Below are 14,994 nucleotides of genomic sequence, written 5' to 3'. Positions count from 1 at the left end.
CATGGCGGGAATCCTTGCCGCTAAGCGCAGTTCAGACTTGGCGCGACCTTGATTATTCGAACGCAGCACTGATCAGGCCAAATGCCTCAACCAGTGAGGGCGCATCTATTGCGGACGTCCCTATTCTTCGCAGGGAAACGTAGATGACAGCGCGAGCAACGTTCCCATGAAGAAAGTCTCGTCCCATTGCTCGGGGTGATCCTCAGCCCAATTCAGAAACGCTTGAACGCTCGCACGCCATGACGGGATGTCGCCTGCCTGCAACTCTACGGGTAAGGCTGCACGCGGCTCGGGATTCAAGCAATTCACCGCCATCATCTGCCATACGCCGGTGATAAACCCGATGCAAAATCCAGCGGGCCGTCGCACCAGATAGCTCTCATCAAGCGCGGCTTCGCAGGCTGGCATAATCTCCTCAACGGTCGTTTCTGCTGCCGCCGGAGAGAGCGTGCAGGTCCACATGACAGCCACCCAAAGCGGCAATTTTACCCTCATCGGCATCGCTTAGCCCCCATCCCGCCACTTGTTCGCCACCGGATAGCGGCGGTCCAGCCAGAACGCCTTTTGTGTCAGGCGCGCGCCCGGCGCGGCCTGGAAGCGCTTGTATTCGCTCAGGTAAATCAACCGCTCGATCTTGTGGACCCACGCGGGATCATAGCCTGCGGCCACCACTTCGGCGACGCTCAGATCCTTGTCGATCAGCATTTCCAGCATCACGTCGAGATCCGCGTAGGGCGGCAGGCTGTCTTCGTCTTTCTGGCCCTCTCGCAACTCGGCGGTGGGGGGCTTGTCGATGACGCGCGGCGGGATGACTTCGCCTGCGGGGGCCAGCATCCAGTCGCGGTGTTCGCGGTTGCGCCAGCGGCAGGTCTCGAACACGCGGGTCTTGTAAAGGTCCTTGATCGGGTTGTAGCCCCCCGCCATGTCGCCGTAGATCGTGGCATAGCCCACCGCGACCTCGGATTTATTGCCGGTTGTCAGCAGCATGGAGCCGAACTTGTTGCTCAGCGCCATCAGCATCACACCGCGCAGGCGGGACTGGATGTTTTCTTCCGTAACGTCCTCCGCCAGCCCTTCGAACAACGGGGCCAGCGAAGCTGTCACCGCTTCTCGCGCAGGTGTGATCGGGATCGTATCAAGCCGTACGCCCAGGCGTTCGACCACGTCGCGCGCATCCTCCAGAGACTCCTCCGAGGTGAATTGCGACGGCAGCATCACGCAATGGACGTTCTCCGGCCCAATCGCATCGGCGGCGATACAGGCCACGATGGCACTGTCGATCCCGCCCGACAGCCCCAGAACCACCGATTTGAAGCCGGTCTTGCGCAGGTAATCCGCCAGCGCCATGACCATGACGCGGTAATCGGCCTCGTATTCGCCGGGCAGACGGGCCTTCACGCCGTCCTGCGCCACCCATCCTTCGGGGCCGCGCACGAAATCGACCTCTTCCAGGACCTCCTCGAACTGCGGCATCTGCACCGCCAGGGCACCGCCCCGGTTCAGCACGAAGGACCCGCCGTCGAAAACCTGGTCATCCTGCCCGCCCAGAAGGTTCAGATAGGCCATCGGCAAGCCCGTCTCGACCACGCGGGACACGACAACCGACTGCCGCAGCTCCATCTTGCCGCGATGATAAGGCGATCCGTTGGGCGTGATCAGGATCTCGGCCCCGGATTCCTCCAGCGTCTCGCAGACATCCTCGTACCAGGCGTCCTCGCAGATCGGGAAACCGATGCGCACGCCCTTGATGTTCACCGGCCCCTGCGGCGCGGCGCTGTGATAATAGCGGACCTCGTCGAAGACGGAATAATTGGGCAGGTGGTGCTTGAGGATCGTCGCCACGACACGCCCGCCCTCGCAGATGTAATAAGCGTTGTAAGGCTTGTCGCCGCCCCACATCGGCCCGCCGATGCCGAACGCCGGGCCATCGGCCAGCTCTTCGGCCAGCCCTGCGATGACCCGTTGCACATCCTCGGCGAAGGCCTGCTTCATTACCAGGTCCAACAGCTGGTAGCCGGTGATGAACATCTCCGGGAAGGCCAGGAAATCGCTGCCCTCGCGCTTTGCCTCGGCGAAGGCGCGGCGCACAAGTTTGGCGTTCCCCGCCAGGTCCCCAAGGGTCGGGTTGAGTTGTGCCAAAGTCAGGCGAAAGGTGTCGGCCATGGTGCCTCCTGGGCGTTTACGGCGCCTTCTTATCAGTTTGACGCGCGCGTCCAAGCGCCAAGCCGCCCATTCCAAAGGTTAAAGACGTTGCGCGAAGGCCCTTCGTCACCTAGCTTTGCGGATGAAATGAACAACATCTCCGGTTGAGGGGGGCGAGCAATGACGTCACGGTTTTTGAGACTTAGCATGATTTCCGGGGCGGCGGCGATCATGATCGCAGGCAGTGCCTTTGCGCAGGACGCCGGCGAGACGACGACCGACATCCAGCAATACGACAACGGCGGAATTTATGAGGGCGAGTTCCGCAACGGCGTCCAGCATGGCACCGGCACCTACCGCCTGCCCAACGGGTACGAGTACACGGGCGAGTGGGTGGATGGCGAGATCCGCGGCCAGGGCCGCGCCGTCTTCCCCGACCAATCAATCTATGTAGGCGCCTTCGTCGCAGGCCGCCCGCAAGGCACCGGCATGATCACCTTCGCCGATGGCTCCACCTATGAAGGGGCCTGGGTCGAGGGGCGGATCGAAGGCTCTGGCACTGCCGTCTATTCCAACGGCGTCACCTATACCGGCTCCTTCCGCAACGCGCTGCACCATGGCACCGGCCTGATGACGGGGCCCAATGGTTACCGCTACGAGGGGGAATGGGTCGACGGCGTCAAGCAGGGCACCGGCACCATCACCTACCCCGATGGTGCCACGTACACGGGCCAATTCGCAGGCGGCGTCCGGTCCGGCACCGGGCGGTTGGTGATGGCCGATGGCGTGATTTATGATGGCCAATGGGCCGAGGGCCAGATCAACGGCCAGGGCACGCTGACCCAGCCCAACGGCGATGTTTACGTGGGGGCGCTGGTCAACGGTCAACGCCAGGGCGCGGGCCGCGTGACCTATGAAAACGGCGATGTCTATGAGGGCGCTTTCGCAGGCGACCGCCGTCACGGGCAAGGCACCTTCACCGGGATCGATGGCTACATCTACGTGGGCCAATGGGTCGAGGGCCGGATCGAGGGGGAGGGGACCGTCACCTACCCCGATGGCTCCGTCTACACCGGCACCTTCCGCAACGACCTTGCCCATGGCACGGGCACCATCACTTACCCCGACAGCGCGTCCTATGTGGGTGCCTGGGTCGATGGCGTGATCCAGGGCGCGGGCGTGGCGACCTATGCCAATGGCCTCGTCTACGATGGCCAGTTCCTCAACGCGCGCCAACACGGCCAAGGCACGATGAGCCACCCGGACGGCTACCAATACCAAGGCCAGTGGGAAGACGGCCTGCGCCACGGACAGGGCCGCGCGACCTACGCCGATGGCACCATCTATGAAGGCACCTTCGTCGCGGGCCAGCGCGAGGGCCAAGGCACCCTCACCATGCCTGACGGCTTCACCTACACCGGCGCCTGGGATGACGGAGAGATCAACGGCCAAGGCACCGCCACCTACTCCAACGGAGACGTCTACGTCGGCACCTTCGTCAACGGCCGCCGCCAGGGCGCAGGCACCATGACCTACGCGACGGGCGAAGTGCTGGAAGGCGCGTGGGAAAACGGCCTGCCCGCCTCCGGCGACGGCCCCGCCCCAGCCGAAACGCCCGACGTGACCGAGGTCGAGCCGGGCGCGGATGACCCGACGGATACGGATGAGTGAGAGCTCAATCCTTCAGCCTATGGTCTAGGCCATGCTGCGGGAATGATCGCGCAGATGCTTGGCCGCATCCTCTCGCGTGATGTCCTTGCTCGTAAGAGAAACCATCATGTCCGCATGTTCACTGCCCTTGGCCGGTTGAAGATCAAAGCCGTTGTCGAACAAAAACAGCGCCGCCGCCAAAAACGCAGTGCGCTTGTTGGCATCGGCAAAGGCATGGTTCCGGGCGATCCCTTCCGCATGGGCCGATGCAAGGTTGAACATATCCCGCTCGCCCGAATAGGCGTAGTCGTTCTTCGGCCTGGCAAGGGCGGAATCGAGGAGTTCTGGTCTGGTCAGCCCGCCGGATAACCCCCCGTCCTTGTCGATTGCGATGGCCTGAAGTTCCTCAACTTCTGCACGAAAAAGCTATCTCGGCGCTGTCATCGTTTGGAAAGTTCCGTCAGCGTGCTGCCGTGCCGGTCCGCGATACGGCGCAACCGCGCCTTGTCGTCACCTCTCGCACCTTCCGCCGTGCCGGTCAGGCGGCGATATTCTTCCGCTGACATCAACACCAAGCGATCCCGTTGGTGGCTGGTGATGATTACCGGCTGATCCATCGCCGCATCACTGAACGCGCCGATGTTGTTCTTGAATTCTGTGGCTGAAACGCGAGTCATTGGCGTCCCCTTTCAACCATCAGTATATGGCTAAAATGTCCATTTTGTCCAGACAAGATGCACGCTCTGTGCGGGAGGCGTGTGACGCTTCGACTTTGCCCCCCGCTCGGTCTGTTTGGTCGTCATTCTTAAAAATATCCGTATGCGCCGCCTCGTTAGGACGCGGAGCGTATACGTCGCCGCGCGCGCCCCCCGAAATCGCTGCAAGAACCACAATCGGTCCGCCAGGAAAGCCGTAGGCGTGAAGTGCCACGACATTGAACGGACCCACCACGCGGGCCGCGCTGTCACGGACAACCGCGCCGAGGGAAACAGCACCCGACACCCCGCACAAAGGCTACTAAAACCTTAACGAAAATACGAAAATAAAGCGTTTTCAAAGGCATGGGTGGGGTGCTCAAGCTTGAGCACCCCACCCAAACTCAAGCCTTGATCAACCCCATGCTCTCCAGCTTCAACAGCACTTGCTGCGCGCAATAGTCCACGTCCATCCCCTCGGTATCCACCACCTGCTCGGCGTCTGTCGGCGCTTCATAGGGGTCGGAGATCCCGGTGAATTCCTTGATCTTCCCTTCCCGCGCCAGCTTGTAGAGCCCCTTCCGGTCCCTCCGCTCACACTCCTCCAGAGAGGTCGCTACATGCACCTCGATGAACGCGCCGAACTGCTCGATTTCTTCGCGAACCGCCCGCCGCGTCGCCGTATAGGGCGCAATCGGCGCGCAGATCGCGATGCCGCCGTTCTTGGTGATTTCCGAGGCCACATAGCCAATCCGCCGGATGTTCAGATCCCGGTGCTCCTTGCTGAACCCCAACTCCGATGACAGGTTCTTGCGCACCACATCGCCGTCCAGCAGCGTCACCGGACGCCCGCCTTGCTCCATCAGTTTCACCATGATCGCGTTGGCGATCGTTGATTTACCCGAGCCGGACAGCCCGGTGAAGAACACCGTGAAACCCTGGTTGGAGCGCGGCGGCGACGTCCGCCGAAGCTCCTTCACAACCTGCGGGAAGCTGAACCATTCGGGGATCTCAAGCCCTTCGCGCAGGCGGCGACGCAATTCGGTGCCCGAGATATTGAGGATCGTCACGTCGTCCTTGTCCATGATCTCATCGGCGGGCTCATACTGGGCGCGCTCCTGCACATAGACCATGTGTTTGAAGTCGACCATTTCGATGCCAATTTCCTCCTGATGCTCGCGGAACAGGTCCTGCGCATCGTAGGGGCCGTAGAAATCTTCCCCGGCCGAGTTCTTGCCCGGCCCCGCATGGTCGCGGCCGACGATGAAGTGGGTGCAGCCATGGTTCTTTCGGATCAACCCGTGCCACACGGCCTCGCGCGGGCCGGCCATCCGCATCGCCAAATTGAGCAGGCTCATCGTGGTCGTGGCCGCCGGGTATTGGTCCAGCACCGCCTCGTAACAGCGCACGCGGGTGAAGTGATCCACATCGCCGGGCTTGGTCAGGCCCACGACGGGGTGGATCAGCAGGTTGGCCTGTGCCTCCTTCGCGGCGCGGAAGGTCAACTCCTGGTGCGCGCGGTGCAGGGGATTGCGGGTCTGGAACGCCACGATCTTGCGCCAGCCAAGCTTGCGGAAATAGGCGCGCAGCTCATTCGGGGTGTCGCGGCGGGCGCGGAAATCGTAGTGCACTGGCTGCTGGATGCCGGTGATCGCGCCGCCCAGGTAGATCGGCCCCGCGACGTTATGCAGGTAGTTCACCGCCGGATGCGCGATGTCATCGGCACCGTAGACCCTCAAAGCCTCAACGCCCTTGTTGGGCTGCCATTTGTCGCTGATCGACAGGATCGCCAGGATCACGCCTTCCGCGTCGCGCAGCGCGATGTCCTGGCCGGGCTCAACGCCGCCTGCAAATGCCTCCGACACGTCCAACGTGATCGGCATCGGCCAAAGCGAGCCGTCCTCCAGGCGCATGTTCTCCACCACGCCGTTGTAATCCGCCTCACCCATGAAGCCTTTCAGCGGGTTGAAGCCGCCGTTCATCAGCAGTTCCAGGTCGCAGACCTGTCGCGCGGTCAGGTCCCAGGACGGCAGTTCGCCCGCCTCGACCTTCAGTTTCTGGGCGCTGTCGTAAGAGACGAAGAGTTCCGGGATCGGAGCGTGGAGGGGGGCTGCCATTGTCGTGGTCCTGTTTTTCAGTGCTGTGGGGGAAAGCGCCTTGCCGGTCAATTCAGCGTGGAGCGCGTTATATTCATCGAACTTGCGGGCAAGGAACTGATCCGCCAGCTTTGATTTGTGGGCCGCGCCGCGCGGCGTCAGGGCATAGCTGACCTTTTGGCGGCGGTCGGGGCCGTTCTTGGCGGTAATCTGCACCAGTCCCGCATCGCACACCGCGCGCAACAGCGCGTTGAGCCGCCCAAGGCTGACGTCAATCGCCTGCGCTGTCACCCGTTGCGAGCCTTCCGGCGCGACATCGATCTGGCGCAGCAGGCGGAAGAGAAGATCATCTTCCGGCAGGGGGGCGGGGGTAGGGGCAGGCATTTGGCACGGTCCGGATTGCGTTCACGGATGAACGTATGTCACGGAGGGCAGGGCATGGGAAGGGGTTCGTTCAAGTTTGAACAAACTGTTGCCGAAAGCGCTCAAATCGCGCGGAAGCCCGCCGGGCTCAGGTCATCGGCATCCGTCGTTCACTGAATCGTCTGGTCCTCATAGAACGCCACTTCGGTGACGCCCGGATGGCCTTCGCTTGTGGCGCTGAAGTTGCCCCTGTTGCGCGCGACGCTACTTGTGCCGCCGCCCACGGACCCGTGGTTGCCGCCGGAAAGGTCCCGGTTGGAGAAAGAGGATTGATCCACAAGGGTGCCGTTCACATAAAGCGCCAACCCGTTATCGGCGTCCATCGATCCTTCGATCGTATAAGTGCCCTCTGTGACCTGCCACGACGCTTCGCCCCGGTTGGACGCCGGCCCCGTGCCACTGCCGTCACCGGCCTGCAAATAGAGCATCCCATCATGTTGATAGAGGATGAACCCGCGCCCGGTTCCCCCGGATTCGAAAATGATCCCTTCGTCGGTCGTCTGGAAATCGATCTCCGAGGAAAACGACAGTTGCTCGACATTCGCGAATTCCCGCGACGTCACATTAGGATCATCCCACACGGAAGTCGCCGTCAACGCGGCGGTCGCGGCCACGAACGCGGACTGGAAGGCGGTTGAAACGTCTTGCCCGATCAGCGCGTTGGAGATGTTGTTGGAGGCCCCTTCGACACCGCCTGAAACGACGCCGGCCGTTGCCAACCCAAGGCCCACAAGGCCACTGGTCATGACGACCCAATCCACTGATATGGCGCCGTTCTCGGACGCAAAATACGCTTTGATGTTCATTTGTTTGCTCGACTTACTGGATACACATGACCCTTGATGACGAAGCAATGAGGCGGGAATGCGCCTAAAGTGCCCAATTAATTTGAAATTATCGGGGATTAATTCTGTTGTGCAGGCGGTCGGCGCGTCCGCCTGCACAAGCCACTCAAGACGCTAAAGCTCCGCGAGGGTGGGGCGCTCTATTCGGCCACGGGCGCGGCGTAGGCGCCCGCTTCAACCGTTTCCTCGCCTTCCATTTCGGCCAGGTATTTCTCGGCATCCAACGCGGCCATGCAGCCCATGCCCGCGCTTGTCACCGCCTGACGATAGACGTGATCCGTCAGATCGCCCGCCGCAAAGACGCCGGGGATCGACGTCTTCGTCGTGCCCGGCTGTACCTTCACGTAGCCGCCGTTGTGCATTTCCAATTGGTCCTTGACCAATTCCGTCGCGGGGGCATGGCCGATGGCGACAAAGAAGCCCTTGCACGGGATTTCCGTGATCTCTCCGGTTTCCACATGCTTGGCGCGCACACCCTCGACGCCGCGCGGCTCATCGGTGCCGATGACCTCTTCCACCGAGTGATTCCACAGTACCTCGACCTTGGGGTTCTTGAACAGGCGGTCCTGCATGATCTTCTCGGCGCGCAGGCTGTCGCGGCGATGGATCAGCGTGACCTTGCTGGCGAAGTTGGTCAGGAACAGCGCCTCTTCCACGGCCGTGTTGCCGCCGCCGATCACGACGATCTCCATGCCGCGGTAAAAGAAACCGTCGCAGGTGGCGCAGGCGCTGACGCCAAAACCCTTGAAATGTTCCTCGGACGGCAGGCCCAACCACTTGGCCTGTGCGCCCGTTGCCAGAACCACCGCGTCCGCCGTGTAGGTCGTGCCGCTGTCGCCTTGCGCCGTGAACGGGCGTTTGGACAGATCCAATGACATGATGTGGTCGCCGATGATCTCGGTGCCCATTTCCTTGGCGTGGGCCTCCATCCGCACCATCAGGTCCGGGCCCATCACCGAATTGTCGCCGGGCCAGTTTTCCACATCCGTGGTGATCGTCAGCTGGCCGCCGGGCTGAATGCCCTGCACCAGGATGGGCTCCAGCATGGCGCGGCTGGCATAGATGCCCGCCGTGTAGCCAGCGGGGCCGGAGCCGATGATCAGAAGACGGGTGTGGCGGGCGTTGGACATGTGCAGGCCTCGGGGCAGCAGGGGAAGGATCCAGCCGATATATCCCTGCGGGCGCAGCGATGAAACCCCCCCAGAAAAGACCTTCACCTGCAAGTGAGCTATTCCATTTCTTGCGCATCCGTGAAATATAATTGCGCAAACGATGGGGGATGCGGTTCATCTGAAAACCGCACATGCAGGGAACGACACCTATGGCGCATACCAAACTCGACCCGATCGACCGGAAGATTCTGGCCGAATTGCAGGACGATGGTCGCATGACCAACGTGGAACTTGCCAAGCGTGTGGGCATTTCCGCGCCGCCCTGTCTGCGCCGCGTGCGCACGCTGGAGGACGCGGGCTACATCAAGGGCTACCATGCCGATGTCGACGCGCGCCAATTGGGGTTCGAGGTGCAGGTTTTCGCAATGATCAGCCTTGCCAGCCAGGCCGAAGCCGACCTGACCGCCTTTGAAGAGCGGTGCAACGATTGGCCCTTGGTTCGCGAATGTCACATGCTCAACGGCGAGATCGATTTCATCCTGAAGTGCGTCGCCCCCGACCTCTCGTCGTTCCAGACCTTCCTGACCGGAGAGTTGACCTCGGCCCCCAACGTGGCCTCCGTCCGCACGTCGCTGGTGATCCGGGGGGCCAAGGATGCGCCCGGCGTGCCCTTCGACGTGATGGAAGACCGCCTCGCGCAGATCGCCTGAGCCATGGCCAATCTCGATCTGGGCGCCCTCTACCGAGAGGGGCTTGCCGCGCAGCAGGCGGGCCAGACAGAGGCGGCGCTTGCGATCTATGACCGCATTCTGGCGCTGAAATCCGATATCCCCGAGGTGCTGTTTCAACGCGCCCGCTGCCTTGCGGGCACCGACCCCAAGCAGGCCGAAGCCGCCTTCCGTGCCGCCCTGAAGCTCAAGCCGAAGGAGGCCGCGATCTGGCAGGGTCTGCACGGTGTGTTGCGGGGCGGCGCCCGCGTGAAGCTGGAGAAGGAGGCGCAGCGCGCCAAGGTGCCCTTGGGGTCCGAGGCCGACGTCCGCCCGATCCTGGCCGCGCTCAAGGCGGGCCGCGCCGATCAGGCCGAGGCAGGCGCCCTGACGCTTGCCAAACTGGCCCCCGCCGCTTTCTGGCCTGCCTATGTATTGGGGGAGGCGCGCCTGGCGCTGTCCAAACCCGCCACCGCCCCGTTGGAGGCCGCGACCACCCGCGACCCGTCCCATGTTCCGGCGCGCCTGGCCCTCGCGCGGGCCTATCTGGCGGACGCGCGCCCCACCTTGGCGGAGGCGACACTGACGGGGATGGACATGCCGGAGGCCACACTGATCCGCGCCCGCCTTCTGCGCGAGATCGCCCGGCCCCAGGATGCCGTAGCCGCGCTGGCCGGCCATGGCGCGAAATCCGCCCGCTGGTCGGCGGAACTGGCCTTGGCGCTGGCGCAAACCGGGCAGGGCGACCGTGCGCTGGACGCTGCGAAAGCCGCCATCAAGGCGGGCGCGTCCCGCGTGCCGCTCTTGCGCAGTACCGCCATGGCCCTGGAAGAGGCGGGCGACATCACGGGCGCCGAGGCGGTGATTGACCACGCCCTGACCAACCCCACGCCGGACCTGCTGACCCACCGCGCGCAGCTTTACCAATCCGCAGGCGATTTTCCGGCGGCAGAGGCCGCGCTGAGTGCCGCCATCGACGCCAACCCCTCGGGCGGCGAGGCCTTCCGCGCCTACATGAACGGGCGCAAGATCACCGCCGATGACCCGCTTCTGCCGCGCCTCGATGCGGCCTTGGCGCGCCCCGACCTCAAGCCCTACGACCGCGCCGCGCTGCATTTTGCAAGCGCCAAGGCGCGGGGCGATCTGGGCCAGCACGATGCCGTCTTCCCGCATCTGGAAACGGCAAACCGCTTGATGGCGAAAACCTATCCCTACGGCTTCGACGCCGATCTGGCCGAGGCCCGCACCTTGGTTGCCGAGTGGGAGGCCCTCAAGCATCTTTCTGCCACGGGGCTCGCCGATCCGGTGATCTTCGTCACCGGCCTGCCGCGCTCGGGCACCACCTTGATCGAGACGATCCTCGCCGCTCATCCGAAGGTGGCCGCGGGCGGCGAGATGCCGTTCCTCTCCCGTGCCCTCGCGCCGGTGCTGGAGGCGCTTCGCCACGATACATTGTCCAGCGAAACGCTCGCCACGGCGGGCGCGCGCTACCTCGAAGCCGCGCATCGGCGTACGGGCGGCGCGCCGGTGATCGCCGACAAGGCCATCGCCACCTTCTCGCGCATCGGCCATGCCGCCCGGGCGTTGCCCGGCGCGCATTTCGTGCTGGTCAAGCGGGATCCGCGCGACGTGGGCCTGTCGCTTTTCCGAAACATGTTCCCCAAAGGATTGCACCGCTACGCCTATGATTTGCGGGCGATGGGGCGCTACATCCGGCTGCACGATGCGGTCACGGCCTTCTGGCAAGCCGCGCTGCCCGACCGGGTTCACGTCGTGGAATACGAGGCCCTGACGGCAGAGCCTGAACCCCACATTCGCGCCCTTCTGGACGCCACCGGCCTGCCGTGGAATGACGCCTGCCTCGCGCCCGAGGCGACGGGGCGGCGCATCCAGACCCTCAGCTTCGCCCAGGCGCGCCAGCCCATCGGCACCAGCGCCGTCGCCGGGTGGCGCCGCCATGAAGCCGCGTTGCAACCGCTGATTGATGCGCTGGAAACGACTGTCGACATCACGCCGTAGGGCGGGGCACGCCCCGCCGCCGCGTCATGCTCACATCCCTACACGACGCCCCCTGAAACGAACGAAGGGCGGCCATTCTGGCCACCCTCTTGCAAGCGTTCTTGTGTTTTTTGGGGCCCGGGGTCTGTAGATCTGAGGCTGCTCCGGGGTCTGCCGCTTTATTCTGCGGCGGTGAGCAATTGCGGTTTCTCCGCACGCCGTTCGGCGCGTACCTTGCGCGACCACGGCAGGTCGATCTGCTCTTTTTTCGCTTCGTCCAAGACCTTTTCCATCCAGCGACGCGTTTTCATTTGCCTGTTCCTTTTGCCGAGCGCTCAGTGTTGAGCTGTCATTGTTTCGTTGCAGCTAATCTGGCTCGGATTTGGGTCAGTCTTGAGGCAAAAAGACTAACAGGCGGTAAATCTTCTGGGCCATTTTGAGGCAGAACCCGGCATGCAATCGCGTTGTTTCGTTAGGGTTTTCCGGCAAGACATTTCAAATTGTGTGCATCATGGGGCAGGGCTTGCCGCGATTGTGTCCCATTCAGAGCCAATCAGGTGCCCTTACAGGCGAATGGACGCGATCAACCGGCCATAGTCCGCCTCGCCCCGGTGAGTCGCCCTGCGGTAGGAGTAGAACAGCGCTGGGTCCGAATAGGTGCAATGGCCGGTCCATTCGGCCTCGGCCACGCCCGCCGCGCGCAGACGCCAAAGGCCAAAGCCCACCAGGTCGAACTGGTATTTGCCGTCCACGCCATTCACGAAGAACCGCCCGTGATCCGGGTCCTCATCCATGAACCGTTCCAGAAATTCCTGGCCCACCTCGTAGGCGCGCTGGCTGATCGAGGGGCCAATGACGGCCCGCACCCGCCCGCGATCCGCGCCCAGGTCTTCCATCTTCTCCAACGTCGCCTCCAGCACGCCGTCCAATGCGCCTTTCCAGCCCGCGTGGGCCGCCCCCACGACGCCCGCGTCGCGGTCGGCGAACAGAACCGGCTGGCAATCGGCGGTCAGGATCGTCAGGGCCACGCCCGGCGTATCCGTCACCAACCCGTCCGCCTTGGGCTTTGCCGCGAGATCGGCCACTACCGCGTCGGCCGAGTGCACCTGATGAACGCTCGCCAAGGCGTCCACCCCCATGGCATCGGCCACCCGCGCGCGGTTCATCGCCACGACCTCTGCCTGGTCAGACGAGCCCGAGCCGCAATTCAGCCCCGCGTAGATCCCGGTCGAGGCGCCGCCCTGCCGGGTGAAAAAGCCGTGCGTGATGCCATCCAACAACGGCGAGGTAAGGGGCGAAAGCGTCATGCAGAAGGCTCCAGGGCAGGGGGCAGCGGCGTTTCGGGATCGCCTAGCGCCAGCACCTTGAACAGGGTCCCCATTTCATCGGGGTGCGTCAACCGTCGGTGCGCCGCGATATGCGCCTCCAGCGCCGCGCCGCCAAGACCTTTCGCCAAGGCCTGCGCCCGCGCGGTGATGCCAAGCCGTTCCAGAAACACCCCCTGCGGCGTCAGCGTTGAGGCGCGCACCCCAGCCGCCCTTGCGAGCGGCTCAAACGCGACATGGGCGGTCAAATCGGCCTCGCCGGGGGTGTGCAGCGGGTCCACGTAAGCGTGACCCGCCAGCGCCTGAAACGTATCGCCTTGGCTCAGCCAATCGCCATAATCCACGATCAGCGCGGCCCCGCCATGGCGCAAACGGCGGCCAATCTCGCCCGCAATCGCCTGAGCGGGGGCGCAGGTCTCCAGGATCATGCCGGGGGTGAAGCCGTCGCGCACCTCCAGCGGCGCAGGCGGCGCGAGACCCCAAATGAGCTTGCCATCCCGCGCGCCCACCTGCCGCTCCTGCCAATCGCCTGCGTCGTTCATCTGGAACTGGCGGATCGGCAGCGCGTCGAAGAATTCGTTGGCCACCAGCAGCATCGGCCCCTCCGGCACATCGGCAAGGCTGTCGTGGAATGTCGGCCCATGGGCTTTCAACGTCTCGGCCTGGGCGGCGCGCAGGACGGGCGAGGCTTCCACCAGATGCAGTGTCACCGCCTGATGGAACCCCGGCACGCCCCGCGTGGCGCGCATGATGTCTGCCATCAAGGTCCCGCGGCCCGGCCCAAGCTCCACCAACATGCAGGGCGCGCCGCCTTGATCCATCCAGACCTGTGCCAGCCACAGGCCGATCAACTCTCCGAACATCTGTGAAATCTCGGGCGCCGTCGTGAAATCTCCGGAAGCGCCCAAGGGATCGCGCGTCGCGTAATAGCCGAACCTTGGGTCGTGCAGACACTCGGCCATATAGTCGGCCAGGGACATCGGCCCCATCCGCGCGATGCGCGCGATCATGCGGTCTTCAAGCGACACGTCTGGACCGCAAAACCAGCCAGAACCCGGCCAGCACCATGGGGATCGTCAGGATCTGACCCATCGTCAGCCCCACGCTTGGGGATAGGGCCAGCGCATAGCCGATGGGGTTGTCGGGGCCGACGAATTGCGCGTCGGGCTGGCGGAAGAATTCCACCAGGTAGCGCGAGGTGCCGTAGATCAGCAGGAACATCCCCGTGATCGCGCCGGGCCGTTTCAGCCAGCCCTTCCTGAACCCAAGATAGAGCACAACAGCCAGCAACACCGCGCCCTCCAGCGCCGCCTCATAGAGTTGTGAGGGATGGCGCGCGCAGACCGTCGCGCCAAGGTAGTCGACCAACCCTTCCGGCCCCGCGCAATCCTGCGCGGCGGCACCCGGAAAGATCACCGCCCAGGGCACATCTGACGCGCGGCCCCACAATTCGGCGTTGATGAAATTCGCCGTGCGCCCCAGCAGCAGGCCAAAGCCCACGACCATCGCCATGGCGTCGGCCACCTGCAACGGTGGCGATTTGTTGATCCGGCAGAAGATCAGCGCCGCAATCGTCACGCCCAACAGCCCGCCATGGAACGACATGCCCCCCTGCCAGACCTGAAGGATCAGGCCGGGGTTTTCCAGGTAGAAGCCCGGTTGATAGAACGCCACATAGCCCAATCGCCCGCCCAGAATGACGCCCAGGACCACCGCCGTCAGCAACCCCTCGACCTTCGCGGGGGCCATCGGCGCCGTGTCGCCCGGCCACAACCCAGGCCGCTTGCACGCCTGCACGATCACCCACCAGCCAAGGCCAAGGCCGACCAGATAGGCCAAGGCATACCAGCGCAGCGCGAAGGTGAAGCTGCCAAGCGAGATCGTGAAGATCTCGGGCGACAGGGGGGGGAAGGGGATGGCGGCACTGATCATCAGGGGGGCCTCACGCACAAATTTCCCCCTTGGGTGCGGGCGTGATGCGACGTTGTCAACCTTGATCCG

The 14,994-nt window shown here is 63.8% G+C and carries 13 protein-coding genes and 1 pseudogene; 3 read left to right on the top strand and 11 right to left on the bottom strand.

The features are described 5' to 3' along the window. Positions 1-120: 120 nt before the first annotated feature. Together KUL25_RS10280 and KUL25_RS10275 are read right to left on the bottom strand one after the other, a co-directional pair. A complete protein-coding gene (locus tag KUL25_RS10280) occupies positions 121-501 on the bottom strand; it encodes a Rap1a/Tai family immunity protein (protein ID WP_257892857.1) in 381 nt (126 codons plus the stop codon). A gap of 3 nt (positions 502-504) precedes the next feature. After that, positions 505-2,163 (bottom strand): NAD+ synthase, encoded by a 1,659-nt coding sequence (locus KUL25_RS10275; RefSeq protein WP_257892856.1) that lies wholly within the window; start codon positions 2,161-2,163, stop codon positions 505-507. Positions 2,164-2,322: 159 nt separating this feature from the next. On the opposite strand from KUL25_RS10275, the gene KUL25_RS10270 reads away from it, so the two are divergent. Continuing rightward, positions 2,323-3,813 carry an MORN repeat-containing protein gene (locus KUL25_RS10270; RefSeq protein ID WP_427854417.1) on the top strand — a complete coding sequence of 497 codons (1,491 nt, stop codon included), beginning with the start codon at positions 2,323-2,325 and terminating at the stop codon, positions 3,811-3,813. Between the two features lie 24 nt (positions 3,814-3,837). Here KUL25_RS10270 and KUL25_RS10265 read toward each other — a convergent pair. The 5 genes and pseudogenes from KUL25_RS10265 to trxB all read right to left on the bottom strand — a co-directional run. After that, a pseudogene (locus tag KUL25_RS10265) lies at positions 3,838-4,194 on the bottom strand (type II toxin-antitoxin system death-on-curing family toxin); the annotation flags it as partial. Between the two features lie 38 nt (positions 4,195-4,232). Further along, positions 4,233-4,469, bottom strand: coding sequence for a type II toxin-antitoxin system prevent-host-death family antitoxin (locus KUL25_RS10260; protein WP_257892855.1), 237 nt, complete (start codon positions 4,467-4,469; stop codon positions 4,233-4,235). Between the two features lie 422 nt (positions 4,470-4,891). Further along, entirely contained in the window at positions 4,892-6,967 is a 2,076-nt protein-coding gene (locus KUL25_RS10255; protein ID WP_257892854.1) for a bifunctional sulfate adenylyltransferase/adenylylsulfate kinase, read from the bottom strand. A gap of 149 nt (positions 6,968-7,116) precedes the next feature. Further along, on the bottom strand, positions 7,117-7,812 hold the full coding sequence (locus tag KUL25_RS10250) for a hypothetical protein (protein WP_257892853.1): 696 nt from the start codon (positions 7,810-7,812) through the stop codon (positions 7,117-7,119). A 179-nt stretch (positions 7,813-7,991) separates the two neighbouring features. Next, on the bottom strand, positions 7,992-8,981 hold the full coding sequence (trxB, locus tag KUL25_RS10245) for a thioredoxin-disulfide reductase (protein WP_257892852.1): 990 nt from the start codon (positions 8,979-8,981) through the stop codon (positions 7,992-7,994). Positions 8,982-9,172: 191 nt separating this feature from the next. Here trxB and KUL25_RS10240 point away from each other — a divergent pair, with 191 nt between their 5' ends. Both KUL25_RS10240 and KUL25_RS10235 read left to right on the top strand, forming a co-directional pair. Beyond that, positions 9,173-9,673, top strand: coding sequence for an Lrp/AsnC family transcriptional regulator (locus tag KUL25_RS10240; RefSeq protein ID WP_068365198.1), 501 nt, complete (start codon positions 9,173-9,175; stop codon positions 9,671-9,673). A gap of 3 nt (positions 9,674-9,676) precedes the next feature. After that, entirely contained in the window at positions 9,677-11,689 is a 2,013-nt protein-coding gene (locus KUL25_RS10235; protein WP_257892851.1) for a tetratricopeptide repeat-containing sulfotransferase family protein, read from the top strand. A 158-nt stretch (positions 11,690-11,847) separates the two neighbouring features. Here the strand turns inward: KUL25_RS10235 and KUL25_RS10230 are convergent, their stop codons facing one another. The 4 genes from KUL25_RS10230 to lgt all read right to left on the bottom strand — a co-directional run bounded on the left by KUL25_RS10230 (position 11,848) and on the right by lgt (position 14,922). Then, positions 11,848-11,979, bottom strand: coding sequence for a hypothetical protein (locus KUL25_RS10230; RefSeq protein ID WP_255359641.1), 132 nt, complete (start codon positions 11,977-11,979; stop codon positions 11,848-11,850). 252 nt (positions 11,980-12,231) lie between these two features. Further along, positions 12,232-12,975 carry a peptidoglycan editing factor PgeF gene (pgeF, locus tag KUL25_RS10225; protein WP_257892850.1) on the bottom strand — a complete coding sequence of 248 codons (744 nt, stop codon included), beginning with the start codon at positions 12,973-12,975 and terminating at the stop codon, positions 12,232-12,234. After that, the gene (locus KUL25_RS10220) at positions 12,972-14,003 is read right to left on the bottom strand and encodes a class I SAM-dependent methyltransferase (protein ID WP_257892849.1); all 1,032 of its coding nucleotides are present in this window, start codon (positions 14,001-14,003) and stop codon (positions 12,972-12,974) included. The genes pgeF and KUL25_RS10220 overlap by 4 nt, the downstream gene beginning before the upstream one ends. A 7-nt stretch (positions 14,004-14,010) precedes the next feature. Then, positions 14,011-14,922: a prolipoprotein diacylglyceryl transferase gene (gene lgt, locus KUL25_RS10215; RefSeq protein WP_257894842.1), complete on the bottom strand. Its 912-nt coding sequence runs from the start codon at positions 14,920-14,922 to the stop codon at positions 14,011-14,013. Positions 14,923-14,994: the final 72 nt, after the last annotated feature.

The sequence above is a fragment of the Gymnodinialimonas phycosphaerae genome (assembly GCF_019195455.1).
GTDB lineage: Bacteria > Pseudomonadota > Alphaproteobacteria > Rhodobacterales > Rhodobacteraceae > Gymnodinialimonas > Gymnodinialimonas phycosphaerae.
Note: the sequence above shows the minus strand (reverse complement) of the source record. Positions and strands in the feature narration are given on the sequence as shown.